Below are 24,978 nucleotides of genomic sequence, written 5' to 3' on the forward strand. Positions count from 1 at the left end.
TGTGACAAGAAAATGGGTACAGATTTATGAGGGAGTAGCCTTGGAATAAAGTTTGATTAAATTAACTTAATAAACCTTGATAAAAGAGCAAATAGAAAAAGCGTGTTTTGAAAAAAGAATGATCAAAACACGTTTTTATTTTTGTGATCCTTGCTCAATTAAAGCGCCTGATTACGGAACAACAGCTTTAAATGGAATTTAAATACCTCATTAATGGAACAGTTGTTATATCAGCAAATAAACTTATCAAAGTAATTAAGTTGATGATTATGAAAAAGGATTTTTAAATATCACTTTGGGATTCGCATAGATATAATATTCCATTTTGTTTTCTTTAGACCAACCTGTTTGCAAAAGCATTTGAATATGTCTGAGTTTCCATTTTTCTGACAAACATATAGCATATTCATCAAATATCTCGGTGTTGCCAAAAGAATAGATGATTACGTTATACTTATCCTTTAGTAGATTCAACACTGATTTTTCTCTATCCAAATTGTCTTCGTCTAAGCGGAAATTATTTAGAAAATAAAGTTCTCCGGACACATCTTTTAATTCATCCTTATGTTCAAATAAAAACCACCATAAATCAGAACACAGTTGAGAAACAGCATCCAGTTCTCTTAAAGAGTTTCTTTCGGAGAACATATCACTAATAATAAGAGGAATGTTCGTTTGATACCCTGTAATAATACCAATATTCTCATTGTAATCATCCTTAATATCCATCCAATGAGGGTGTATGTACTTTGTTTGTATATCATCGCAAATAAACTCTACTTCTTTGTTCATTATATTTTTCACCAATTGCATATCGTTAGCTCCTTCATTTTTTTAAAATGAAACCAAAAATTACAACTAGAAAACAGCTATATTACCACTCTAAAGTAAGTTTTTTGTCAAAACAAGCAATTCATTAACTAACCTGAACATTCAATTTCTATTATCGGATTACCTCTTGATATTACATCTGTTGCCTGTGTGAAAATTAGAACATTAAATAATCCATGAGTAATTGAAGTGCAGATAAGCGATGATGATTTTTCTCTTATGTAACATTGTAGTATATTAAACGAAACCAAAATACAAGTGTGTATAATAAGAACTTCTATTTCTATTACCTGGATATATTAGACCAGCAAATATTTGAGGAAAATGAAATATTGACACATATCCTAATAAAAATATTTCTTCCTTATATTTAATTCTTATCATCCTAGCAAGGACCTTTTCTGGATATTTAAGCGTCATTTTTTAAACCCTCCTCCTTAGAAGTTATTCGAACGAAGAGATAGGAAATTACTTTATATCTGTTACTGCTTATTCCCTAATCTAGTTCTCTAAAATTATTCCATCGCATACATTATTACAGGTAATAATATCCAGTTTAGGACCGAATTTCATTTAACTTGGAGGATGAAGAATGGAGAACGTGGTCGGTATACCGAACATTTATAATGATTCAACTGCTTCCAGTATTTCAGGTGTAAGAAATACGTATATGAAACCAAGAATTGTTGCTTTTATTCCGGCGCATAATGAAGAAAAATCGATCCGCGACTGTTTAGCTGGCTTAGGAGATCAATCCCTGCCAAAAGATGTTGAACTAGATGTTATTGTGATAGCTGATAACTGTACCGATCGAACAGAGGAAGTTGCGTTAGAAGCTGGAGAGGAATTTAATCTGAGACTGAAAGTTCTCACCACAAAAAATAATAAACACAGAAAGGTAGGAGCATTAAACGCGGCATGGAAAAGTATTTATGGAGATCCTTTAGACTTATATGATAAAAAGCTAACAATCTTTCAGGAATATTATAAAAACTCAGTCAAGGCTATACTTGGCATGGATGCAGATAGCCGGCTTGCGCCAGACGCATTATTTGAATTATGGGAAGGTCTCATGAGTTCCCGAAATATTGGCGGAGTAATGGCAAAGTACACTATGAGAATGCCAAAGAAGAAAAGTCTTATTTCAAAAGATGACACTCATTACGAAGCAAAGATTGCAAGCGGTGAGTATGGAGGACCCATTACACGTTGGTGGACACATCAACAAAAACAAGATATGGCAAGCTGGTTGTTAAGTCTTCAATACAGTGGTGGAAGTACGTATGTATTAGGGGGACAAGCAACTTTGTTTCGACCCGAAGCACTACAAAATGTAATCGATGAAAACAAATTGGATGGTCCATGGCAAGATGAAAGTGACGTAGAGGACATGCTTCTAACTTGGCAAATCCAAAAAAAATGGAAGACACTTATCAGTCCTACGGCTCGTTGTTTTGTAGACGCCATGAGGTCCTATCATACCTTTCGGCAGCAACGAAATAAATGGCAATCGGGAACAGTTGAGTTACTAACAAATAGTAACATTGGGGTTAAATCAAGACACAGGGGAAGGATATGGCGTTCGCAAATAAAATCATTTAGTGACCTTACTATACGCTTATTATTCATTTTATTATTAGTCACAGCCCTCGCTACAAACCAGTTTTATTGGTCCTGGATATGGCTTACACCTATAGCCTTAGCGTCGATTCTTAATACTATACTTGCACTAAAGACTCCTATGCATAGATCAATAGATGTTATTTTGGCTACACTACTGATTAGTCCTGAAATTTATTTATGGGTCAATCTAATCACCTTTGCAAATGTATGGTTAGGAAAATTATCTGCAAACAAAAAAGATGGCTGGGCAATACAGTATAGCGCTGAGCGGGGTCAAACAAGAAGTAAATTGGTTGAGGGTATCCTTGTCATAGTCGCTTTAGTAGCGATAGGCACTTATCTGTGTATAGATCATAGAGCCTTTTTAACAAGTGAAACTGTACAATTAGCGGTAAAACCTTATTTAAAAACAGGCTGGAATATATTAACCTATTTAACCGTTTATACATCAATTGCTATGCTCTATCAAATTTGGACGTTACGAGGCAGACATTCCGCTTAAAGAATTTCTAAATAAATTATTTTTTAAAAAGAAGTATCTACGAAAATAAAGAAAGCGATTATTCCCGCGGCCGGATTTGGTACAAGATTATTGCCAGCTACAAAGGCCCAACCAAAAGAAATGCTGTCTATTGTAGATAAGTCAACCATCCAATATATTGTGGAAGAAGGTATCACCTCGGGAATTGAAGAAATTATTATTGTTAACGGCAAGGTGAAACGATCCATCGAAGACCATTTCGACATGCCCCCGAGCTTGAGTAAAACCTATTCTTGCCATAATGGGTCGATATATTCTTACAACTGATGTCTTCATGTTTTTGGATCAGCAAGAGGTTGGAACTGGAGGAGAAATTCAATTAACAGATGCCATTGAAAAATTAAACCAAATCCAACGTATTTTTGCCTATCATTTTGAAGGAAAAAGATATGATGTTGGAGAAAAGATTGGCTTTGTGAAAACAACAATTGAATTTGCCCTTCAACATGAGGACCTTAGAGATGAACTGATTAGTTATTTTAAAGAATTAGTTAAGACCACTGAAGATGCCCTAATACTAAATTGAATATAAACCATTATGAAAGCTGAAGTATTAACTTTTTTCTTAAATATTTCAGCTTTCTGTTTTACATAATCACGCTATTGCCACTCTCCACTATGTATCAATGACTCAACCCACTTAAAAACCTCATTTACTTATGCTTCGGCTCACCTTGCTTAATGTAAAGCCAATAATAATTCATTCCACAATCTGGATCTGAACCAAAATAAGCGTGTTCCTTATTTAAGAGATACGCTATAACTAAATTGCTAAGAAATTCATATTTTGATTAATGTTTTTGAACTAACTCTAATTTCTCTAAATTAATGATAAATTTTCCATTCATTAGGATATCAAGCCCTATGAGACCATTGATACCCCAATCATCTAAATTTCCAAAATCCAGCTTCATTTCTGTTATTTCATGCATACCTAACAGAATAAAATCAACTGGTTTTCGGAAAGAATATTCTTCACCGCCAATTCCGTAAGCACTGACTAAAGGATCTCCATTTTCAAAGTAAATACCTATGTCCTCAACAATATCAGATGAGATAAGAGAATGAGCTGCACCAGTATCAATAACAAGCTTATCTATTATCTTCGTTTTTCCTTTATAAGAAATCACCATTTCTACTTCAAGTAAACGATTAACTAATTCTAACTTCATAATCTGATACCTCTTAAGCCTGTTGGGTTTCTCATTTCAATTACAATTTTTTCGGAACCAGTATGATAAACAATAGTATCACCTTTTGATTTTAGCAACTCTTTTGTAGCTAATTTTGAATCTTCAATGACATTGATTAATGCGACGTCCGTTACAATTTTTCTATCATCTTCTAAGTAAAAATCAAGGATATTAAGTTTTACATATTGATCTGGGTATAAATTACGAACCTCTTCCCATCTCATTGTTTATCACTCCTTGTTTTGTATCTATCATTACCATAGCATTTCCCTTCTTTTTTTAGAATAAATTTTTTACATTTTTTGTATATTATATATTTACACATTTTCCTTTATATGGTATCTTTTGCTTATATAACAGATTATTTATTATCGTTTCATAATCGTTATATAAAATGTAAGCGTTTTATATTCTGTGTATTTGTATAGGGGGGCAAATAGCTTGATTCTTCATGATATAGAAACGTATTCCAGATATGAAATTGAAGAATTACAACTAGAGCATCTTAAAAAAACAGTACACCAAGTATACGCCCATAGTAAAGTTTATAGGAAGAAGTTTGATGAATTAAATATGAAACCGTCAGACATACAGTCTTTAGATGACGTTAGAAAATTACCGTTTACATGTAAGAAGGATTTACGAGATCATTACCCGTTTCAGATGTTTGCTACTGATTTGAAGGATGTAATTCGTATCCATGCATCTTCTGGTACGAGTGGAAAACCAACGGTAGTTGGGTATACAAAACAAGATATTATTAATTGGTCGGATATTGTAGCAAGGGCAATAGCTATTGCAGGTGGAAAGCCAGGAGACGTGTTCCAAAACGCTTATGGATACGGCCTATTCACTGGTGGATTAGGACTGCATTATGGCGCTGAGAGATTGGGAATGGCTACTGTACCGATATCTGGCGGAAATTCTACTCGGCAAATAACGATTATAGAAGACTTTAAGCCTACCGTTATAGCAGGTACTCCTTCGTATATTTTAAAGCTTATTGAAGATATGGAGGATATGGGGAAAGATCCAAGTGATACTTCTTTACAATTTGGTATTTTTGGTGCTGAACCTTGGTCAGAAGAAATGAGATGTATCCTAGAAAAGAAGCTAAATATTAAGGCCTGTGATATATACGGACTTAGCGAAGTGATGGGACCTGGGATTGGAATGGAGTGTCATGAGGCTCAAGATGGACTGCACATAGCAGAAGATCATTTTATTATCGAAGTAATTAATCCCGAAACACTTGAACCTGTTCCTGACGGTCAGGAGGGAGAATTAGTATTTACGAGCTTAACAAAGGAAGCGTTTCCAATTATTCGTTACCGTACTGGGGATATAGCTTCCATTACGAAAGAAAAGTGCAGCTGTGGTAGAACGACAACAAGAATGTCCCGCGTGAAAGGGCGTATCGATGATATGCTGATTGTCCGAGGAGTTAATGTGTTCCCGTCGGAAATCGAGCATTACCTTGTTCAGCTTGAAGAAATAGGACCGCATTATCAAGTCCATCTAAATCAACATGGATCACTAGATTCCATTGAACTACATGTTGAAGTGAAAGAAGACATTTACAAGGAAATTAATTTTGACTTAAATCATATATGGGTTCAATCGATTATAAAGAAAATACAACATTCTATGAAGAATAACTGCTTAGTCACTATGAATGTAAAAGTACTGGCACCAAGAACCATCCCTCGATCAGAAGGCAAAGCCATCCACATTGTTGATAATCGTCTAAAAACATTGACACCTTAAACCTAGATATTTTTTTGTTTAATAATATAACGATTTTCTGTCAGCCGTTAAATAATAGTTATAAAGAGGTGATAAAGAATGACGACTCAAGTAGAGACAAATGAGGAAAGCAAGAACTACGAGCAATTTTTAAGAAAGATTGATGCCGGGGAAAAAATCGAGGTAGATGATTGGATGCCTGAAGAGTATAGAACAACGCTAATCAAGCTTATTTCTATGCATGGCATCAGTGAAATTATGGGGGCATTACCGGAAAAGGAATGGGTTCCAAAAGCTCCGAGTCTTCGGCGTAAGCTTGGCATTATGGCTAAAGTACAGGATGAGATGGGGCATGGTCAATTGCTGCTTCGTGTAGCGGAGGATTTACTAAAGCCCTACGGAAAAACAAGAGGAAATATAATGGAAGATTTGTTTAATGGAGATTTGAAGTTTCATAACGTCTTTCATATGCGAACACAAACCTGGGCAGATGCAGGACTTATTGGCTGGTTAGTAGATGGAGCTGCCATTATTACGCAAACGAATATGCTGCATGCATCGTATGGCCCCTATTCAAGAGCTCTTCAGCGGATTTGTGCTGAGGAAGTGTTTCATGCACAGCACGGAGAATCCATTATCATGGCATTAGCGGAAGGAACGAACGAACAAAAGGCGATGGTTCAAGATGCTTTAAACCGTTGGTGGGAGGCGCTACTAATGTTTTTTGGCCCGCCAAGTAAGGATACAGTTGGAACTTCAAAGCAAGATATTACAGTCAAATATAAAATTCGAACGAAAACGAATGAACAACTAAGACAGGATTTCTTAACCAAATATATTCCTCGTATTTTATCTCTAGGATTAAAAATTCCAGATGACACCCTTTGCTTTGATGAGAGCAAACAAGTGTGGATTTATCAGCAGCCGGACTGGAATGAATTTAAAAAGATTCTAACGAACAACGGACCGTGCTCGAAGGAACGACTTCAACTTCGCTCCCTTTCCTACAAAACGAATACATGGGTGCGAGAAGCATTAAGTGTAAGAAGTAGTTAGAAGGGAGGTAGACGTGATGGATAAGGTGGAACAAGAATTCTATCAAGAGTTTGAAGTATTTAGTAAGCGTACCCAGAATGCTTCCTTTACACATCAGTTTAGCTTACTAGCTCCAAATAAGGAGATGGCCCTCATCTTGGCGCAGGAGAATTTCATGCGGCGAGAGCCAGTTGCTGATATTTGGGTTGTGAAAAGTGAAGACATTCGGAAATTATTACCGGAAGAACGAAATATGGTAAAACGTTTAGACAACAAAGATTATCGGACTACGAAAGGTTATGGCTATTTGAAAAAGAAGTGGAGACATTACGAGCAGGTCATGCTAGATGAAAACGAAATACTTTCTTGGGCTAGGAGGGGAGAAGAATGATAAATACTACGCAAATTCAAGATCCAGTCTACAAAGCAGCGCTCGTTGACCTATTGTTTCAGCTCGCAGATGATGATTTTATCTTTGCATATCGAGGCTCAGAATGGCTTGGACTTGCACCCCATATTGAAGAGGATGTAGCGTTTTCTTCCATTAATCAAGACACGATGGGGCATGCATCTCTGTATTATCGTCTATTAGAAGAGTTAGGTGTCGGTGAAATGGATGCATTAGCTCATGGGCGCGCGGCAAGTGAAAGAAAAAATAGTATTCTAGTTGAACTAGCAAATGGCTCAGGCCATTATATGAAAGATCCCGACTACGATTGGGCTTTTACTGTAGTAAGAAATTACTTCTATACAACTGCGAAAAAGATAAAAATAAACTCTTTACAAACGAGTTCCTATCCTCCTCTATCCGAAGCAGCTATAAAAATCAACACGGAACTTTATTATCATCTGATCCATTGGAAAACATGGTTTACACAACTATTAAACTCAACTGAGGAAGCAAGAATAAGGATGCTACAAGCAATCGAAAAGGTATGGGCAAATTTCGGAGATATGTTCTTGTTAGGACCAAATCAAGAGGATATCGAAGCGTTCGGTTTCATTGAAAGCGAGACTATATTAAAGGAACGCTTTATAGCAGAGGTAAAACCGATCTTCGATTTCGTGCAAATCGTATTTCCAACGAATTTTGCAGAGTTGAACAGGAATGGACGTAACGGAGTTCATACACAAGATTTAGAGGATGCTATACGTATTTTAGCAGAAGTATATAACGCTAATCCTGAAGCATGCTGGTAACAGTTATATAGGGAGGTGACTTACATGATGTCTCAAGCCCTTATGAAAGTTTGGGAAATTTTAAATACTGTGAAAGATCCTGAGATTGATACAGTTAGCATTGTAGATTTAGGTATGGTGGAGGATGTAAAGATCCATGACACAGGTATAGTAATTACACTTCTTCCTACCTTTTCTGGTTGTCCTGCTCTTGACATTATTAAAAACAATGTAATGCAAAGCTTACAACGTACACTTGATTATCCTGAGATTCAAGTAGAATTCTCTTTTTCGCCAGCATGGACATCGGACCGTGTTACGGAGAAAGGGAGAGCAGGTCTTAAAGTATTTGGAATTGCTCCGCCGCCCGAAAAATTAGAAGAAAATGGTGGGTGGGTTGTGGAATGTCCGTACTGCGGCTCCAAACATGTAAGGATGGAGAATATGTTCGGTCCAACTTCTTGCAGAAGCATTTTATATTGCAAGAATTGCAAAAATCCTTTTGAGGCTATGAAGCCGATTATAAATCTAAACAATGAGGTGAAACAATGATTAAGTTAATCGCATTATATGAACATCCTGAAAATAAAGAAGCGTTCGATGATCATTATTTCAATGTACATGGACCGATTACGTCTAAAATTCCCGGTCTTCGTAAGATGGAAGTAACAAGAATAGTAGGTTCTCCGATGGGAGGAGAGGGGAAATATTACTTACAGTGTGAAATGTATTATGACAATCATGAGGCCTTGCAAGCAGGTATGCGATCTGCAGAAGGAAAAGCTTCTGGAAAAGACTTAATGGGGTTTGCCGGTAAGCTCGTCACGTTAATGATTGGTGAAGAAGTACAATGAGCCTTTACGAATTTATCATCGTTTCCGAGTTAGATAGGATTGGGATGATTGTATTGAATCGTCCCAATCAATATAACGCTTTAAATCGGACAATGGTTCGAGAGATTGTGGAAGCAATGGAAATGTTCGATCGAAAGGATTCGATTCAAGCCATTTTGATTACAGGGAAAGGAAAATCTTTCTCTGCAGGTGCTGATATTGAGGAAATGATGAACGATGATTCAACTACATTGGAATTATTAAATCAATTTGCAGAATGGGATCGATTGGCGTTAATAAAGAAACCTATTATTGGCGCCGTAAAAGGATTTGTGCTTGGCGGAGGGTTTGAATTGGCTCTATGCTGTGATGTACTGTTTGCAGCATCCAATACAGAGTTTTCCTTTCCAGAAGTAACACTTGGCGTTATGCCAGGAGCAGGCGGCACACAACGATTGACCAAGCTCGTTGGCCGTGCGAAAGCTTTAGAATGGCTGTGGGCAGGAGAACGTATCCATGTAGAAGATGCGTTACATTATGGAATTGTAAATAGAATCGTAGCACCCGAATTATTAGATGAAGAGGCAATAAAGTTTGCCCAAAAAATTGCTAAGCAGCCCGCTATGTCAGTAAGACTAATCAAAGATTCGGTGAACAAGGCTGTCGACTATTCATTATATGAAGGAATGCAATATGAACGTAAAAACTTCTATTTATTGTTTTCTACGCAGGATCAAAAGGAAGGTATGCAGGCTTTCAAGGAGAAACGAAAGCCGCAATTCGAAGGGAGATAGATGATAAATGTTTGAAACTATTCAGTATGATGTGAAAGATAACGTTGCTTGGATTGTATTAAATCGTCCTGAAAAATTGAATGCATTTATAGCGAAGATGAATATGGAATTGAAAGAAGCTGTTAAAACAGCTTCTCATGATGACAATATTCGCTGCATTGTCATAACGGGTGCAGGTCGTTCCTTCTGCTCGGGGCAAGATCTATCTGAAGTAAAAGAGGATACGGATCTTGGTGACGTCATTCGAAGTAGTTATACGCCTATGATAAACCAAATCGTACAATGTGAAAAACCAATTGTAGCTGCGATTAATGGTGCAGTAGCAGGTGCAGGACTTAGTCTAGCATTAGCATGCGATTTTCGCCTAGCATCGGAAAATACGAAATTCGTAAATGCCTTTGTTCAGATCGGATTGATACCGGATGCTGGCAATCTTTACTTTTTACCTAAAATAATTGGATACGCCAAGGCACTGGAATTCTCTATATTAGGCGGAAAACTATCCGCAAAGGAAGCTTCAGAATTAGGAATCGTGACAGAGATAGTACCGTCAGAGGATTGGGAGAAAGAAGTGGAACAATTTGCTCTTCGTTTAGCCAATATGCCAACGACAGCAATTGGCCTTATTAAGCGACAATTGAAGCTTGGATATCAGTTACCTTTTCATGACTTTATGGAACAGGAAGCAGAGGGTCAAAGTATTGCTAGTTTATCTAATGATTTTAAAGAAGGTGTATCGGCCTTTTTAGAAAAAAGAAAACCGGTATTTTCCGGGAAATAGGAGGAGATTAACAATGGCAACAATTCAGGAGAGAAGTTTCGAAACATTACCTTTAAAAAGAGAATTCTATCATTTGCTTATTAATGGTGAAAGAGTGGAAAGCAGTTCAGGAGAAACATTTAAAACCTTTAACCCTGCTACAGGAGAAGTGATTGCTGAGGTAGCAAAAGCAACGCAAACGGACGTAGAACAGGCAATCGTTGCTGCACGAAATGCTTTTGATCACGGAAAATGGAAGAAATACCCAATTAATCGTCGTTCTCAAATTATGAATAAGATTGCTTCCATTATGCGCGCTAGATTCAATGAACTAGTAGAGTTAGAAATTTTAAATAGTGGAAAATCTTTAAGTGCTGCCCAAGGGCAAGTGATGCAAGCAATTGAGGATTTTGAATTTTATGCTAGCGCGATAGTAGGGCATAGAGGAACCGTCAATAATGTACCAGGGCAATTCCATAATTACACGGAAAAAGAACCGGTAGGCGTATGCGGACAAATTATCCCTTGGAATTATCCACTGATGATGGCTGCGTGGAAAATTGCACCTGCCATTGCGGTTGGCTGTTCGGTTATTGTAAAACCGGCAACGTTAACACCGATTACAGCAATTATTTTAGGAGAGATTTGTTTGGAAGCGGGCGTACCTGCTGGTGTTGTAAATATTGTGCCGGGATCTGGTTCAGAGGTTGGAAATTATCTAGTAGAACATGAAAAAGTTGATAAGATCGCATTTACAGGATCCACTTCAATCGGTAAGACGATAATGGCTCGTGCAGCACAAACGTTAAAACGAGTGACATTAGAATTAGGAGGAAAATCTCCGAATCTTGTCTTTGAGGATGCTGATATAGATGCAGCAGTAGATGGATCATTGTTTGGAATTTTCTACAATACAGGACAATCCTGCGAAGCGCGTTCCAGATTATATGTTCATGAGAATATTTATGATGAATTTGTAAGTAAATTCGTTGAAAAAACGAAAAAATTGAAACTCGGCAATCCATTTGATAAGGAAACGCATGTAGGTGCCATTATTGACCAGCATCAGGTGGATGTGATTGATAGCTTTGTCCAATCCGCACGTAAGGATGGAGCAGATATTCTTGTAGGAGGAAAGGTAGCGCATGTAGAGGGATTTGAGAATGGATTCTGGTATGAGCCTACCGTTATCGTAAACGTTACTCATGATATGCAGGTTGTACAGGAAGAAATATTTGGCCCAGTTGTCGTCATTATGAAGTTTAAGGATGAGAAAGAAGCTGTTCGCTACGCCAACGACAGTATATATGGATTAGGATCTGCTGTTTGGACGAAAGATGGTGCTAAGGCTACTCGTATTGCAAATCAAATACAAGCAGGGATTGTTATGCTAAATTGTCCGTTCTCTGCCTTTCCAGGAACACCATTTGGCGGATACAAACAATCAGGATTTGGCCGAGAGCTATGTATTGAAACGCTAGATTTATATACAGAAACGAAAAGTATTCTTTCCTATTACGGAAGCCGTCCTTTAAATCCTATGGGTTTGTAATATAAATCGCGCTATGTAAGGGCAGAACACCCCCATACTTTTAGTTTTTTATTACTACTAGTGGGGGTTTACTGCTCAAATTATTCCAATTTGAAAGGAGTTTTGTAGATGATCCAACGCTTGATTGTGATTGGCGCAGGTGTCATGGGACGAGGTATTGCATACACGGCAGCGTGCAGCGGGTATGACGTATCTTTAGTCGATGTAAATGTAAACTCCTTAGAGCATGCAGAGAACGAAATTGAAAAGATTTTTCAAAAAGGAATCGAATATGGAAAACTTTCTACCTTGCAAGTTCAAGCAGCAAAACAAAGATTGAAGTATACCAATATTTTAAAAGAGGCTTGTAAGGATGCTGATCTTGTCATTGAAGCCGTTCCAGAAATCGCAGAAATAAAAAGGAAGGTTTTTGAGGAGTTAGAAGAATATACACCAGCACACTGCTATTTTGCAACGAACACTTCTACGATGAGCCCCACTGAAATTGGCGCATACACGAAGCGCCCAGAAAAGACAATTGCCATGCACTTCTTTAATCCGGTTCATAAAATGCCTCTTGTAGAAATAATACGAGGGTTGGAAACGGATGATCGAACGGTATCGGTTGTAAAAGAGGTAGCTGAGCAGTTAGGGAAAGAAACGGTCGTGATCAATGAATTTCCTGGTTTTGTAACAAGCAGAATTAGTGCCCTCGTTGGCAATGAAGCGTTTTGCATGCTGCAAGAAGGACTCGGGACGCCGGAAGAAATTGATAAAGCGATAAAGCTTGGCTTGAATTTCCCGATGGGTCCATTTGAATTAGTTGACTTAGTAGGTCTTGATGTTCGCTTAAATAATTTAAAATATTTGCATGAAAAGCTAGGAGAGAAGTATCGTCCTGCCCCGCTATTAGAGAAGTATGTAAGTGCTGGAAGATTAGGGCGTAAGACAGGAAAAGGGATTTACGATTACACAAATAAAGCAAATGAGGTTATACAAAAATGAGAGAGGTAGTCATTGTAGATGCTGTCCGCACACCGATTGGGCGTTATAAAGGAGCGTTAAAAGACGTACGACCGGATGATTTAGGCGCAATGGTTATTAAAGCTATTTTAGATCGTAATCCGAATGTTTTACATGAAGAGATTGAAGAAGTGATTCTTGGAAATGCAAATCAAGCTGGAGAAGACAATCGAAATGTAGCAAGAATGTCAGCATTACTAGCTGGACTTCCTATATCAGTAGCTGGAACATCCATTAACCGACTATGTGGGTCAGGGCTAGATGCAGTTATGTATGCTGCTCGCGCGATCGCAGTAGGAGAGGGAGACATATATATAGCTGGTGGTACAGAAAGTATGACACGTGCTCCATTTGTAATGGCGAAACCAAGTGCAGAATTTCCTCGTGGAAATATGGAACTGCATGATACAACCATTGGCTGGCGCTTTATTAATGATAAATTACAGAAGATGTATGGAACAGATTCGATGCCTGAAACAGCAGAAAATGTTGCAAAACGGTTTGCAGTTTCTCGAATCGATCAAGATCGATTTGCTTATGAAAGTCAGCAAAAAGCGAAAATAGCGATAGAAACGAATCGATTTAAAGACGAAATAGTACCAGTTATGTATAAGGACCGGAAAGGGAAGGAATATATCATTGATAAAGATGAACATCCTCGGCCTGATACGAGTCTAGAAAAGCTGGCAAAACTAAAGCCGATTTTTCCAGATGGTACGGTAACAGCTGGAAATGCTTCAGGTGTAAATGATGGAGCCTCCGTGCTATTGCTTATGAGTGCTGATAAAGCGAAAGAGCTTGGACTAAAACCTCTTGTGAAATATGTCGTAGGTGCGACTGCTGGACTGGAGCCTGACATTATGGGATTAGGTCCAATCTTTTCAACTAGAAAAGCTTTGCAGCGTGCACAACTCGGTATACAAGATATTGGATTAGTAGAGCTGAACGAAGCATTTGCCTCTCAATCTATCGAATGTATCCGCCAGTTAGAGCTAGATGAGAACATAGTAAATGTAAATGGGGGCGCAATTGCTTTCGGTCATCCACTTGGTGCGAGTGGAGCAAGGATTTTAACGACACTTATTTATGAAATGAAAAAACGTCAAGTCGGGTATGGACTTGCTACCATGTGTGTTGGAGTTGGGCAAGGTATATCCGTAATTATTGAAAATATTGAAGGATGATAGCACCCCATATTTGGCTAACCAAATATGGGGCATATAAAAAGGGGGAAACTTAGAAATGACTCTTGTAACATGGGATGTTCATTCACATATCGCTTATGTAACCATTTCTCGTCCAGAAGTATTAAACTGTTTAAACTATGAGACACTTCAACAATTACATGAAATTGTAGTCCGATTACGTCACAGCCCAGATGTAAGAATTGTTATATTTACTGGAGCAGGGGAAACGGCATTTTGTGCAGGTGCAGATTTAAAAGAGAGAAAGAGTTTAAATGAAAACGAAGTTCGAAGAAACGTGAAAAAGATTAGAGACGTATTTACTGATATTGCAGAATTGCCTCAGCCTACTATCGCAGCTATAAATGGCTATACGTATGGCGGTGGATTTGAATTAATGCTAGCATGCGATTTTCGGATTGCTGTGGAAGAGGCAAGTATGGGACTAACGGAAGTGAAATGGGCGATTATTCCTGGCGCCGGAGGTACCCAAAGACTTCCTCGCTTAATTGGAGAAGCAAGGGCAAAGGAGCTTATTCTAACAGGAAGAAAAATTACTGCGCAAGATGCATATCAAATGGGGCTATTGAATCAATGTGTAAAAAAAGAGGAATTATTATCATCATGTGAAAAGCTTGCAAAGGAGATCCTTAAAAATGCACCAGTTGCGATTCAGCAGGCAAAATATGCTATCAACCATGGAGCAGGTGTTGATCTTCATACCGGATTAGCGATTGAAGCGAAAGCTTATGAAATCACGATTCCTACACAAGACCGTGTGGAAGCACTTCTCTCATTTGAAGAACGCAGAACGCCTAATTTTATTGGGAAGTAGTTGCATTCCGATTTATTTATTATATAAGATGGAAATAATTACGGAGGTGAACCAGAATTTAGCAAAAGAGCGACTAGAAGAGAGTGTGAATGTATGAGTGTAAATACGCAGTCTATGATTTTTACGATTTATGGTGATTATATTCGCCATTATGATAACAAGATTTGGATTGGAAGCCTAATCCAAATTTTAAAAGAGTTTGGCCATAATGAGCAGGCGGTGCGTGTAAGTATATCACGCATGTTAAAGCAAGGCTGGGTTCAGTCAGAAAAAAAAGGGAACAAGAGCTATTATTTTTTAACTGAACGAGGGGTAAATCGGATTGACGAAGCAGCAAAAAGAATCTTTAAACTCAACCCAACGAAATGGGATGGGAAATGGAGAATGTTAGTATACTCGATTCCTGAAGAAAAGAGGCAAATCCGTGATGAATTTAGAAAAGAACTCATGTGGAGTGGATTTGGCAGCTTTTCGAATGGGTGCTGGATATCTCCAAATGATTTAGAAAAAGAAGTAAATATTCTCATAGACAAATATGAGATTCATGATTATGTTGATTTTTTCATATCAGAATATAAAGGTCCTGATACGAATAAGAGATTAATAGAAAAAAGCTGGAATTTAGAGGACATTACAAATAAATACGAATCCTTTATATCGCAATACAGTAGAAATTATATGATTGATCAAGATAAGCTGGAAAAAGGACAGATGACAGACGCAGAATGCTTTGTTGTTCGAGAAAATTTAGTACATGAATATCGTAAATTTCTTTTCATCGATCCGGGATTGCCAATCGATTTATTACCTGAAAATTGGAGTGGTATCCACGCAGCGGTCGTATTTGATCAATATTATAAACGATTAGCTGAACCTGCAAACCGCTTTTTTGAGGAAAGATTTGAAAAGTAAATAACAGATTCATAGAATCTGTTATTTACTGAAAACTAGATTGTAATCGTATCCCTTTTGGACATATGTATCAATCGAGAGTTGAATCAGTTCCAAATCTTTCGGCCCAATCGGGCGCACAATTTCACCGGGAGATCCTATTACAAGAGAACGAGGCGGAATTTTCTTTCCAGAAGGAATGAGAGTATTTGCGCCAATAATGCATTCTTCTCCTATGACAGCACCATCTAGAATCGTAGAGCCCATGCCAATAATGCAACGTTTCTTAATGGTACATCCATGTAAAATGACATTATGCCCTACGGTCACTTCATCTTCAATGACAACAGGAGAATTTTCATATAAATGGATAGTCGTATTATCTTGAATACTACATCTTTCACCAATAATAATAGAATCCTCATCACCACGTAAAACGGCATTGAACCAGATGGTTGAATTTTTTCCGACTTGAACATCCCCGATTATGTACGCACCAGGAGCTATAAAGACTGATTCATGTACAATTGGATTAAAATCATGAAATGGAATTAGCAAATAGAATCATCCTTTCTATTAAAGTAATTATTTTACATATTATATCATTTTTACAAAAAAGGAGAGAGGGAAAATGAATAATATTTGTGAAATTTTAGGAATTAAATATCCTATTATTCAAGGTGGTATGGGAAATGTAAGCAATGCAATCCTAACAGCAGCAGTTTCAGAGGCTGGCGGCTTAGGTACATTAGGTACAGGAACGATGAAACCAGAAGAAATTGAAGCAATGATTATCGACGTAGGACAAAGAACGAATAAGCCCTTTGCGGTAAACATTGCGATTTCAGTTACTCCATTTTTACAAGAAATTATTGATATTATCGTAAAGCATAACGTACCCGTTGTGTCACTTTCAGCTGGAAACCCTGCTCCGTATGTTTCGCTATTTAAAAAAAAAGGTATGAAAGTAATGGCAGTGGTTGCTTCCGTAAAGCATGCGAAGAAAGCAGAGGATGCCAAGGTAGATATTGTAATTGCTGAAGGATATGAAGCTGCCGGTATTAACTCGAACGATGAAGTGACTACCTTTACGCTTATTCCGCAAATTGCTGATCATGTGAATATTCCAATCATAGCAGCGGGAGGTGTTGGTGACGGAAGGGGATTATTAGCTGCCTTTTCCTTAGGAGCAGATGGTGTCCAAATGGGAACACGATTTATTGCAACGAAGGAAGCTCCCTTTCATGACGAATATAAACAAAGACTGTTGCATGCTTCTGAAACGGAAACAGTCATTATTGGACGATCTCTGAAAAAGGTAAGACGAGTGTTACATGCACCCTATACAACGAAGCTACTTCAAATAGAGCGATCAGGAATGAGTCTTGAAGAATATATCGAACTAACTTCAGAGGATAAGCATGTGCTAGGGGCCGTGAAAGGAAACTTAGAAGAAGGATTTGTGAATAGCGGGCAGGTAGCCGGACTTATTCAATCGATACCGAGTGTTTCCGAACTGATTGAAGGAATGATAACAGAAGCACAAGAACAACATAATCGTGTGAAACATGATTTATTCTTTCCCATTGAAAAATAAATAAGAGAGGGGCTACCCTCTCTTACCCTGCCATTTCCTCCGATTCTCTTACCCTTTTTCTCTTCTCCAGCTCTGGCATAATACGATAAAGAATAAGCCAGCTAGTAAGGCCGATTGCTGTAATGAAGATAGCAACGACGGAGGATGAAACAAAGGCACTTAAGGTTACTGTCAATGAGGCGATAATGGATGCAAATTGAAATTGCATACTGCTAAATGCAAGGTAGGAGCTTCTTGCATGCTTTGGCGGCAGACTCGCTCGGAATGATTGCTCAATCGGTACGCGCGAGACTTCTCCTACTGTTAAAATGAACATAATGATTACCATACTCCATAGATTTTGGGAGAAGGAAAGGATTGCATAACCTCCTATATATAGAAAGACACCTGTAAGCATTACGGTACGATCGCGAAAGCGCTGAATCAATTTAACTGCAATGAAACTGGTCATGACAACAAGCAGGGTGTTTTCCGTACGCAGGATCCCGAGCATTTCAATACCGTTGATCTTCCAAAATAAAAATGATTCATCATGAATCGTTTGACTCATATGGATGCCAATATAGTTTGTCAACTGCTGCTCCATTGACCATTCTAGGCTGCCTGCGAGTACGAATAGAATAAATAAGCGATCTGACCACACGTTTTTATAGCTTTGGAAGATGTGCGAAAACGAAAACCGTTCCTGCATTTTTTCCTTAGAAGGAACATAGCTTTCTGAAATGTAAAAGACAATTAATAAGACAGAAAAAAGGGAAACTATGACTAAGGCGATTAATAGCTCGAATAAATGAGTATTAAATAAAAGCGCTCCTAAAATGCCCCCTATGGCAACAGATAGATTCGAAGACCAATAGGTTATGCTGTACATAAGCTTCCGTTGCTCAGGTGTACTTACATCAATAAGCATGGCGTCACCTGCTGGTGCAGATAGTCCCCAGCAAATACTATTGATTGTCATCATCGCAAAAGTTAACCAGGCTGAATGGTACCATGGACTATTGGCAAATGCCATAATAATAAAGGCGAGCAGCATCATTATTTCTGCAAATACCATGATTTGCTTTCTTCCTCGTCTGTCAGCATAATGTCCGCCGTAAAAGCCAGCAATGATACCAATTATGATATTTAGAAAAAGTAAAATACCTGTTACCTTCACTCCCATATAATGTGCTAAATAAATGGCCATGAAAGGGAAAATCATACCGCTAACAAAGCGAATCGTAAAAATTTGAAGAATCCGAATTTTAATGCTGGGGTGAAAGTCTCTAAATTTCAATACCGTCCCTCCTACTTAAAAACAAAAATATATATACCAATTTATAGTAAATTTGAATTTTCTGCAAATATTCGTTTTGAAAATGGAAGGATATGAAGCTGCTAGAATATAATGTACTAGTTAGGTAAGTTGGAAATCAAAGGAGGTTTGAAACAACAATCAAAAATATAGACAAATGTGGCAAGTGATGAAATGTAATTATGAAACAGTATAAACCAAAAGAATTTGCAGAAATAATTCATGTGTCTGTCAAAACACTACAAAGATGGGATAACGAAGGTGTATTAACAGCTTTCCGAAACCTAAAAGGAAGAAGATACTATACAGATTTTAACACTCCTAGATACAAGAAAAAGAAGAATCAAGATGTCAAATGTTATTTTCCTAAAAACAACAAAACAGATTGGACAGTAGAAAGACACAAAGTAAAAATCCCCACAATTGGTTGGGTGAGAATAAAAGAGTATGGCTATATACCTAAAGATGCAACTGTAAAAAGTGGAACTGTTTCCCAACGAGCAGGAAAGTATTTTGTATCTGTTCTTTGTGAAGTAGACATAATGAAACATGCGGTTAGGGTAAATAATATTGGCTTAGGAATTGATTTAGGTATAAAAGAGTTTGCTGTTTGTAGTGATGGCAAAGTTCATAAAAACATCAACAAGACAATAGATGTGAGAAAATTAGAAAAGAAACTAAAACGTGAACAACGCTCATTGTCACGAAAATATGAAAATCTAAAAAAGAGAGGTGAACAACCTGTTACTAAAAGAGCAAATATAAACAAAAATATTCTTAGCGTACAAAAGCTACATGCCAGGTTAACGAATATTCGGTTAGAGTATGTAAAGTCTGTTGTGAACCAATTGGTGAAAAGCAAACCAATATATATTACAATAGAAGACTTGAATGTAAAAGGCATGATGAAGAATAAGCATTTATCTAAAGCAACTGCACAACAATGTTTTTACACATTTAAAACATGGTTATTGGCTAAATGTAGGGAGTACGGAATAGAACTACGCCAAGTGGACAGATTCTATCCATCATCAAAAGTATGCTCATGTTGTGGTCAAAAGAAAGTAGATTTAAAACTATCTGACCGAGTGTATAAATGTGAATGTGGAAATGTGATAGATAGAGATGTAAATGCTTCTATTAATCTTTTACAAGCAAAAGAATATACCGTTCTAACCTAAATAGTCGGTGTATATGTACGGTGGGCTACATCGGAATTTACGCCTGTGGAGTGTCATATCAAACTGTAGTAGTGAGCAATTGGCGAGGCAGGACACACAGAAGCAGGAAAACTCTAAGAATATACATTTGTTTATATTTTTAGTAGCAGAGAATCGGATGAATATTGTGATTTGGATTATTGTTATTGCCGCAGGTGTTGCAGCATTTTACAGCATGCGAAAAACGCGCCGAAAATATTTATTTCAAACACCACCCAGTAAGTTTGAACTTCATTTAATCGAAGAAGTGGAAGAACTTTCGGATAAATTAGAAGAATCTCTCGATCCGGACTACATGGAAAGCGTACGTGAGCGGGTTGCAGAGCAAACGTTGCTGCTACCGAATGAATGGGATTGGCGTTATTTAGAGCTCAAGCGCTATTTTATTATGTGCAGTCTTTTAAAGAAGGTACCCATGTTTAGCGAGGAAGTGGATGATGTATGGCATGAAATGATTATGTTTACACATAAATATGAAGACTTTACTTCTACTTATTATGAACAGTTTCTCCATCATGAGCCCAATATAACAAAGAGGAGAAATCCAGATTCACGCGGCTTTTTTGACTGGGTATACGGAATCTTGTTTCCCATCTATAAAGAAAGTGAAAAGCTGTATGGAAAGTTTTATCGCTATCCGGTTCATCCAGATATTATTATAGAATTTCAGCTAGATTCGGATGAAGAGCTGAAGAAGCGTTATTTTACTTCTTATCCGTTTTCTCAAGAAGCAGTCGGACACTTAATACAAGTCATGAAACAGCAAGCATTGCAATTACACAATGCTAGCAAGGCGGATGTAATGAAAAAACAATCGAACATAGAGGCTGGCGTAGATCCCATTATGCTTCTTTTTTTATATGAATCCTTTACGAATTATGATCATTTTAACTCTCATCATACCTCTTACGACTCCTCCTGCTCATCATGCTCATCTAGTGATTCTCATTCCTCTGCCGATCATTCGAGCTGCTCCAGCTGCGGAGGAGGAGGGGACTAAGACGATTAAATCGCTCTGTTCAATGGAACGGCGATTTTTTTGTGGAGAAAGGATTCACCTGATAGAATTGTTATCAAAATCAGAGAATAACATTTAGAAAAAACTAACAGTTTTTATTAATGTTTTTTAATTTTCGTACGTTAAACAATAAATAGCAGTATAATAAAGCGTAATCATGAATATTTTTCAAATATTTCTATATTTTTTTCGCAAAAACATATAGAACATATATTCATTTTTTTAATGGTATTATACAATAATACTAGTTCGTATATGAGAAATCAGAGGAGTTAGCTTCTCTGTTAAGGTTCTATAGAGTCATAACAGGATATCGCTTGTATACATAGGAAGGCAATAACGGTTTTGAGGAGGGCATTTACGTGTTTGAATTATTTCAATCTCACTTGCGAAGTGTAAAGAGGGAAATCGAAAAGTATTCTAATTCTATTCCGTCTCTTGCCAATTATCATCTTTTACATTCACAACGGCTTCAAGATAAAATGCTTCATCCACAATTTGTTATTTCCGTAGTGGGGGCAGCGAAAGTTGGAAAATCATCGTTTATTAATGCCCTGCTAGGGGAAGATTTTATTCCAAATGGGGAAACGTTGCGTTCTAGTTTTGTTACAAAAATTATCTTTTCTGATCATGATGATCAGGTACTCGTGCAATCCAAAGATGGAGAAAGAGTCATCAAGGGACAACCGTTAACCTATGCTTTTCATCAGGATGTGAAAGAGGAAGCTGCGACAGAGGGTGCACTGCAATATGTAGTTCGTCATAAATTTCATGCACTCAGAGAGCATGACCCCCATGAACTAATTGATTTTATTGTGATGGATACACCGAGTGTAGACCTAGAAACAAGTGATGATCATACGTTGGCAGCATTCGAAGAGGTCGTGCAGCAAACGGATTTATTATTGTATGTGTTTGACGTAAGTAATCCGCAAGATGAGACTACCTTACGTGCATTAGCCGATATTCGTCCCGATTTGTTAGAGGACGCTATTTTTATCGTAAATAAGATGGATTATCGCGCCACTTCACATTTTGATGAGGAAGCATCTGTACAAGACATATGGCAGCTGCTCCAATCATACGGTGTGCACAATCCGAAATTGATTCCCGCTAGTGCGAAAACGGCTCTCTTTACCCGAATGATTCAAAAAGGGATGCAGCATTCTGAATTTTATTGGCAAGAACTCGCATCATACATACCTGAACAAGAACTTCAACAAGCAACTGATGAAAGTGAACTATTTCAATCGCTTCTTAAGAAAAGCGGTATACCAATGATTGAGGAAGATATTCTAGCTCCTGCCTTTATCCATCTAAGAGAGGCTGCAAGATATGCAATGCAAAAAGGGGTTATGCGGTACGTTGGACAAATGAGCAAAGACTTTGGAAAAAACGTACAAAAGCTTTCTTGGTATGCACAGCAAAAGCAGCTGGTGAAGCAAGAAATAGAAGAACATATGAATCAGCTTACCTCGTTAATGGCAGAACACCATACCATTGCTGAGCGTTTAAAGGAACAAACATCGCAGGCTGCTTCACTCCTTAAAAAGGATGAGACGATGCGCCCCTTTTCGTTTCAAATGCCTGCTTATGTGTACCATACAGTGAACGAAGGCTTTGAAGGGAAAGAAGAGGCTTTAGATGAGGCACGTAAATTGCTAGCGCTTTGGATGAAGAAAGAAATAGAGGATATTCCGGAAAAGGTAAGTGCCTTTTATAACTTAGGCTTACAAGACTCCTCTAAGAGCTACTTTGGGCTTATCTATGATGTAGCACGTAAGGAATTAGCACGGTTGAATCAAGCTATTTATGAATATGGGCTGCATTATCCAAAAACAATAGACTTTCTTTCAGATCCAAAGCAAGTAGACCCGCATCAAATGGAAATAATGGGGAAACGAGCTATCGTTCGGAATATGAAAATGTATGATAATAAAATCAACATTGAATCGTATAAAACGCCTTATAAGGATAAGGTTCTTCTCGTTTTTCATAAAACCAAATATGTAACAAACTATAAATATAGTATAGAAGAGGCAGTACATTTTGCTGAGCAAGATTTAAATGGAAAAATAGAACAATTTTCGGAAATGTATTTCGAAGAGTATATGCTAGAGAAATATGAGAATTATCCGAAACGAGTGTGCCTAAGTGCAAGAAATGAAATCGATCATTCTTTGCAGGCCATTGAGCAAGTGATAATGCAGCTGAAAGAAGAGCTGAAGCAAATCGATGCAGAGCTTGGTGAAATGCAAGATGAAATGTCTCTTATTACTGAATTGCAGCATCGTATTGACAATCGCTCTAAGCTTATAACAGCAACGGAACGAATGAATGTTGCCAATGGTGAAAATCTTACAACTCGGTTAGATCATGCAACTTCAGGAACGACGTTTTTCTTAGATGAAGGTGAATTTATTTTAACAGCAGAAACGTTCTATAAATCAGCAGCCTTCGTTGGGAAAGGGAAGGAAAAGACGAAACTGATTGTAAAACGTCCGCTTGCCAATTCCAATACTCATGATTCGTTCTTCTTTGAAGATATTACGATCGAAATCGACCATTCAGAAGATGTCGCTTTTGCTATTGATGGCTATTCGTTTATCGCAGAAAATTGCAGTATCTATGCAAATTCGCCGGCACAAGTAGTGATGGACGTGAAAGGTGCAACGGAAGGTAGTATTCATGATTGTCTCTTTAATGGTGGTCAGGTCACAATTGCATCAAGTAGAAAATTTCACATTTCAACCTCGGCGTTTATGAATCATGGGACAGCAATATCCTTACTCGCATCAACACAGGCAACAGTGATGGGAAACTTCTTTGAAGGAAGTGAGTATACTTCCATTCATTGCAAAGAAGAATCAATGGGATGTATAACAAATAATCATTTCTCAAATTCTGCTCAATACAGTATCATTTGCCGCGATGCATCTAAGGCAACAATTGAAAAGAACAAATTAGAGGGATCGAAGGTATGTGCCATATTTATGACGGATAAGGCTAAGCCTATAATCTCAGAAAATACGTATCGTAAGAATAAAGCTTGTGTAATCCTTGATAAATTTGCGGCTTCTAAACTTACAGGCAATACAATGATTGAAAATGAGAGCGGAATTACCATGCGAGAAGATAGCGAGCTTGAACTTTTGAAAAACAAACTTGAGTCCAATGAAAAAAATGGATTAACGCTTATAGACCGGGCAAATATTCCTACCTGTATGGAAAATACCTTTCTGCATAATCAGAAAAACGGTATTTATATAGGTGGTGCAGCAACTGGGAAAATTGAAAACAATCAATTTGATGATAATGCAGAAAATGGTATTATAATCAGCATGAACGCGGAGGTTTGGATCGTCAACAATACGATGGCAAATCACGGATTTGCAGGGATATTATGCGAAGGTTCGTCTCGTCTTATCATGGTACAAAATGAAATAGATAGCAACGCAAATGGCGTATACTTAAAGGATAAGGCGAATGTAGAAATTGAGGAAAATAACATCCTTCAGAACAAGCGCTATGGAATTCGTATTTCCGATTCCGTCAATGGTGTGGTGAAAGGAAATGAATGCCAGGAAAATGGTATATCAGCCTTTTGGGTAGATACAGCGAAAGAAATGGAATTTACAGATAACAAACTAGTCGAATCTGGATTAGCCTTATTCAAACCCCAATATTGGAACAGTAAAATGAAAATGCAACGCTCTAATCAAAAGGCAAAACGAATACGACGAAGTAAACAAACGAGACAGGCGTAATGTGAGAAAGGGTGTCCTACAGGAAAGGACGTCCTTTTTCAATTTATGAGTCAGGCTTGTAACGAACTTTTTTTAGGTAA

The 24,978-nt window shown here is 37.7% G+C and carries 23 protein-coding genes and 1 pseudogene; 19 read left to right on the forward strand and 5 right to left on the reverse strand.

All coding sequences use genetic code 11. The features are described from left to right. Nucleotides 1–267: 267 nt before the first annotated feature. A complete protein-coding gene (locus tag ACM5BR_RS01040) occupies nt 268–813 on the reverse strand; it encodes a hypothetical protein (protein WP_416825336.1) in 546 nt (181 codons plus the stop codon). A 610-nt stretch (nt 814–1,423) separates the two neighbouring features. Between ACM5BR_RS01040 and ACM5BR_RS01045 the strand changes: the two genes are divergently transcribed. Beyond that, nucleotides 1,424–2,956: a glycosyltransferase family 2 protein gene (locus ACM5BR_RS01045; protein ID WP_416825337.1), complete on the forward strand. Its 1,533-nt coding sequence runs from the start codon at nt 1,424–1,426 to the stop codon at nt 2,954–2,956. A 45-nt stretch (nt 2,957–3,001) separates the two neighbouring features. After that, nucleotides 3,002–3,521 (forward strand): annotated as a pseudogene (locus ACM5BR_RS01050) (sugar phosphate nucleotidyltransferase). Nucleotides 3,522–3,786: 265 nt separating this feature from the next. On the opposite strand, the gene ACM5BR_RS01055 reads toward ACM5BR_RS01050, so the two are convergent. After that, entirely contained in the window at nt 3,787–4,167 is a 381-nt protein-coding gene (locus ACM5BR_RS01055) for a retropepsin-like aspartic protease (protein WP_416825338.1), read from the reverse strand. Further along, nucleotides 4,164–4,412 carry a hypothetical protein gene (locus ACM5BR_RS01060; RefSeq protein WP_416825339.1) on the reverse strand — a complete coding sequence of 83 codons (249 nt, stop codon included), beginning with the start codon at nt 4,410–4,412 and terminating at the stop codon, nt 4,164–4,166. Before ACM5BR_RS01060 ends, ACM5BR_RS01055 begins: the two co-directional genes overlap by 4 nt. Nucleotides 4,413–4,629: 217 nt before the next feature. On the opposite strand from ACM5BR_RS01060, the gene ACM5BR_RS01065 reads away from it, so the two are divergent. The 13 genes from ACM5BR_RS01065 (at nt 4,630) to paaX (ending at nt 16,020) form a co-directional block, all read left to right on the forward strand. Further along, on the forward strand, nt 4,630–5,955 hold the full coding sequence (locus ACM5BR_RS01065) for a phenylacetate--CoA ligase family protein (RefSeq protein ID WP_416825340.1): 1,326 nt from the start codon (nt 4,630–4,632) through the stop codon (nt 5,953–5,955). 78 nt (nt 5,956–6,033) lie between these two features. Next, nucleotides 6,034–6,990, forward strand: coding sequence for a 1,2-phenylacetyl-CoA epoxidase subunit PaaA (gene paaA, locus ACM5BR_RS01070; protein WP_416825341.1), 957 nt, complete (start codon nt 6,034–6,036; stop codon nt 6,988–6,990). A 16-nt stretch (nt 6,991–7,006) separates the two neighbouring features. Then, on the forward strand, nt 7,007–7,360 hold the full coding sequence (gene paaB, locus ACM5BR_RS01075; RefSeq protein WP_416825342.1) for a 1,2-phenylacetyl-CoA epoxidase subunit PaaB: 354 nt from the start codon (nt 7,007–7,009) through the stop codon (nt 7,358–7,360). Then, complete coding sequence (gene paaC, locus ACM5BR_RS01080; protein ID WP_416825343.1) at nt 7,357–8,169, forward strand: 1,2-phenylacetyl-CoA epoxidase subunit PaaC; 813 nt, start codon at nt 7,357–7,359, stop codon at nt 8,167–8,169. The genes paaB and paaC overlap by 4 nt, the downstream gene beginning before the upstream one ends. 24 nt (nt 8,170–8,193) lie before the next feature. Next, complete coding sequence (paaD, locus tag ACM5BR_RS01085; protein WP_416825344.1) at nt 8,194–8,700, forward strand: 1,2-phenylacetyl-CoA epoxidase subunit PaaD; 507 nt, start codon at nt 8,194–8,196, stop codon at nt 8,698–8,700. Then, entirely contained in the window at nt 8,697–9,002 is a 306-nt protein-coding gene (locus ACM5BR_RS01090) for an EthD family reductase (RefSeq protein WP_416825345.1), read from the forward strand. Before paaD ends, ACM5BR_RS01090 begins: the two co-directional genes overlap by 4 nt. Then, entirely contained in the window at nt 8,999–9,775 is a 777-nt protein-coding gene (locus tag ACM5BR_RS01095) for an enoyl-CoA hydratase-related protein (RefSeq protein ID WP_416825346.1), read from the forward strand. The genes ACM5BR_RS01090 and ACM5BR_RS01095 overlap by 4 nt, the downstream gene beginning before the upstream one ends. Before the next feature lie 7 nt (nt 9,776–9,782). After that, nucleotides 9,783–10,556, forward strand: a complete 774-nt coding sequence (locus tag ACM5BR_RS01100) for an enoyl-CoA hydratase/isomerase family protein (protein ID WP_416825347.1) — start codon at nt 9,783–9,785, stop codon at nt 10,554–10,556. 13 nt (nt 10,557–10,569) lie between these two features. Continuing rightward, nucleotides 10,570–12,087 (forward strand): aldehyde dehydrogenase family protein, encoded by a 1,518-nt coding sequence (locus ACM5BR_RS01105; protein ID WP_416825348.1) that lies wholly within the window; start codon nt 10,570–10,572, stop codon nt 12,085–12,087. A gap of 108 nt (nt 12,088–12,195) precedes the next feature. Next, nucleotides 12,196–13,071, forward strand: coding sequence for a 3-hydroxyacyl-CoA dehydrogenase (locus ACM5BR_RS01110; RefSeq protein WP_416825349.1), 876 nt, complete (start codon nt 12,196–12,198; stop codon nt 13,069–13,071). Continuing rightward, nucleotides 13,068–14,273, forward strand: coding sequence for an acetyl-CoA C-acyltransferase (locus ACM5BR_RS01115; RefSeq protein ID WP_416825350.1), 1,206 nt, complete (start codon nt 13,068–13,070; stop codon nt 14,271–14,273). Before ACM5BR_RS01110 ends, ACM5BR_RS01115 begins: the two co-directional genes overlap by 4 nt. 58 nt (nt 14,274–14,331) lie before the next feature. Then, complete coding sequence (locus tag ACM5BR_RS01120) at nt 14,332–15,108, forward strand: enoyl-CoA hydratase-related protein (RefSeq protein WP_416825351.1); 777 nt, start codon at nt 14,332–14,334, stop codon at nt 15,106–15,108. A 93-nt stretch (nt 15,109–15,201) separates the two neighbouring features. Further along, nucleotides 15,202–16,020: a phenylacetic acid degradation operon negative regulatory protein PaaX gene (gene paaX / locus ACM5BR_RS01125; RefSeq protein ID WP_416825352.1), complete on the forward strand. Its 819-nt coding sequence runs from the start codon at nt 15,202–15,204 to the stop codon at nt 16,018–16,020. A 21-nt stretch (nt 16,021–16,041) separates the two neighbouring features. Here the strand turns inward: paaX and ACM5BR_RS01130 are convergent, their stop codons facing one another. Continuing rightward, complete coding sequence (locus ACM5BR_RS01130; RefSeq protein WP_416825353.1) at nt 16,042–16,557, reverse strand: gamma carbonic anhydrase family protein; 516 nt, start codon at nt 16,555–16,557, stop codon at nt 16,042–16,044. A gap of 73 nt (nt 16,558–16,630) precedes the next feature. Here ACM5BR_RS01130 and ACM5BR_RS01135 point away from each other — a divergent pair, with 73 nt between their 5' ends. Beyond that, on the forward strand, nt 16,631–17,596 hold the full coding sequence (locus ACM5BR_RS01135) for an NAD(P)H-dependent flavin oxidoreductase (protein ID WP_416825354.1): 966 nt from the start codon (nt 16,631–16,633) through the stop codon (nt 17,594–17,596). A gap of 22 nt (nt 17,597–17,618) precedes the next feature. Here ACM5BR_RS01135 and ACM5BR_RS01140 read toward each other — a convergent pair whose 3' ends face one another. Further along, the gene (locus ACM5BR_RS01140; protein ID WP_416825355.1) at nt 17,619–18,875 is read right to left on the reverse strand and encodes an MDR family MFS transporter; all 1,257 of its coding nucleotides are present in this window, start codon (nt 18,873–18,875) and stop codon (nt 17,619–17,621) included. A gap of 200 nt (nt 18,876–19,075) precedes the next feature. Here ACM5BR_RS01140 and ACM5BR_RS01145 point away from each other — a divergent pair, with 200 nt between their 5' ends. From ACM5BR_RS01145 to ACM5BR_RS01155, 3 genes are all read left to right on the forward strand, one after another. Beyond that, nucleotides 19,076–20,074 (forward strand): RNA-guided endonuclease InsQ/TnpB family protein, encoded by a 999-nt coding sequence (locus ACM5BR_RS01145; protein ID WP_416825356.1) that lies wholly within the window; start codon nt 19,076–19,078, stop codon nt 20,072–20,074. 157 nt (nt 20,075–20,231) lie between these two features. After that, nucleotides 20,232–21,113, forward strand: a complete 882-nt coding sequence (locus tag ACM5BR_RS01150; protein WP_416825357.1) for a glycine-rich domain-containing protein — start codon at nt 20,232–20,234, stop codon at nt 21,111–21,113. Between the two features lie 380 nt (nt 21,114–21,493). After that, complete coding sequence (locus ACM5BR_RS01155; RefSeq protein WP_416825358.1) at nt 21,494–24,898, forward strand: right-handed parallel beta-helix repeat-containing protein; 3,405 nt, start codon at nt 21,494–21,496, stop codon at nt 24,896–24,898. Nucleotides 24,899–24,978 lie beyond the last annotated feature (80 nt).

Origin of the sequence: Ectobacillus polymachus (assembly GCF_048159605.1) — a bacterium.
GTDB lineage: Bacteria > Bacillota > Bacilli > Bacillales > Bacillaceae_G > Ectobacillus > Ectobacillus polymachus.

What these genes read in the sequence shown, in the direction of transcription:
- ACM5BR_RS01055 (WP_416825338.1), bottom strand. Translation starts at nt 4,167, where the DNA reads ATGAAGTTAGAATTAGTTAATCGTTTACTTGAAGTAGAAATGGTGATT.
- ACM5BR_RS01040 (WP_416825336.1), bottom strand. Translation starts at nt 813, where the DNA reads ATGCAATTGGTGAAAAATATAATGAACAAAGAAGTAGAGTTTATTTGC.
- ACM5BR_RS01120 (WP_416825351.1), top strand. Translation starts at nt 14,332, where the DNA reads ATGACTCTTGTAACATGGGATGTTCATTCACATATCGCTTATGTAACC.
- ACM5BR_RS01045 (WP_416825337.1), top strand. Translation starts at nt 1,424, where the DNA reads ATGGAGAACGTGGTCGGTATACCGAACATTTATAATGATTCAACTGCT.
- ACM5BR_RS01115 (WP_416825350.1), top strand. Translation starts at nt 13,068, where the DNA reads ATGAGAGAGGTAGTCATTGTAGATGCTGTCCGCACACCGATTGGGCGT.
- paaD (WP_416825344.1), top strand. Translation starts at nt 8,194, where the DNA reads ATGATGTCTCAAGCCCTTATGAAAGTTTGGGAAATTTTAAATACTGTG.
- ACM5BR_RS01060 (WP_416825339.1), bottom strand. Translation starts at nt 4,412, where the DNA reads ATGAGATGGGAAGAGGTTCGTAATTTATACCCAGATCAATATGTAAAA.
- ACM5BR_RS01150 (WP_416825357.1), top strand. Translation starts at nt 20,232, where the DNA reads ATGAATATTGTGATTTGGATTATTGTTATTGCCGCAGGTGTTGCAGCA.
- ACM5BR_RS01105 (WP_416825348.1), top strand. Translation starts at nt 10,570, where the DNA reads ATGGCAACAATTCAGGAGAGAAGTTTCGAAACATTACCTTTAAAAAGA.
- ACM5BR_RS01090 (WP_416825345.1), top strand. Translation starts at nt 8,697, where the DNA reads ATGATTAAGTTAATCGCATTATATGAACATCCTGAAAATAAAGAAGCG.
- paaA (WP_416825341.1), top strand. Translation starts at nt 6,034, where the DNA reads ATGACGACTCAAGTAGAGACAAATGAGGAAAGCAAGAACTACGAGCAA.
- ACM5BR_RS01135 (WP_416825354.1), top strand. Translation starts at nt 16,631, where the DNA reads ATGAATAATATTTGTGAAATTTTAGGAATTAAATATCCTATTATTCAA.
- paaC (WP_416825343.1), top strand. Translation starts at nt 7,357, where the DNA reads ATGATAAATACTACGCAAATTCAAGATCCAGTCTACAAAGCAGCGCTC.
- ACM5BR_RS01145 (WP_416825356.1), top strand. Translation starts at nt 19,076, where the DNA reads ATGAAACAGTATAAACCAAAAGAATTTGCAGAAATAATTCATGTGTCT.
- ACM5BR_RS01095 (WP_416825346.1), top strand. Translation starts at nt 8,999, where the DNA reads ATGAGCCTTTACGAATTTATCATCGTTTCCGAGTTAGATAGGATTGGG.
- ACM5BR_RS01100 (WP_416825347.1), top strand. Translation starts at nt 9,783, where the DNA reads ATGTTTGAAACTATTCAGTATGATGTGAAAGATAACGTTGCTTGGATT.
- paaB (WP_416825342.1), top strand. Translation starts at nt 7,007, where the DNA reads ATGGATAAGGTGGAACAAGAATTCTATCAAGAGTTTGAAGTATTTAGT.
- paaX (WP_416825352.1), top strand. Translation starts at nt 15,202, where the DNA reads ATGAGTGTAAATACGCAGTCTATGATTTTTACGATTTATGGTGATTAT.
- ACM5BR_RS01110 (WP_416825349.1), top strand. Translation starts at nt 12,196, where the DNA reads ATGATCCAACGCTTGATTGTGATTGGCGCAGGTGTCATGGGACGAGGT.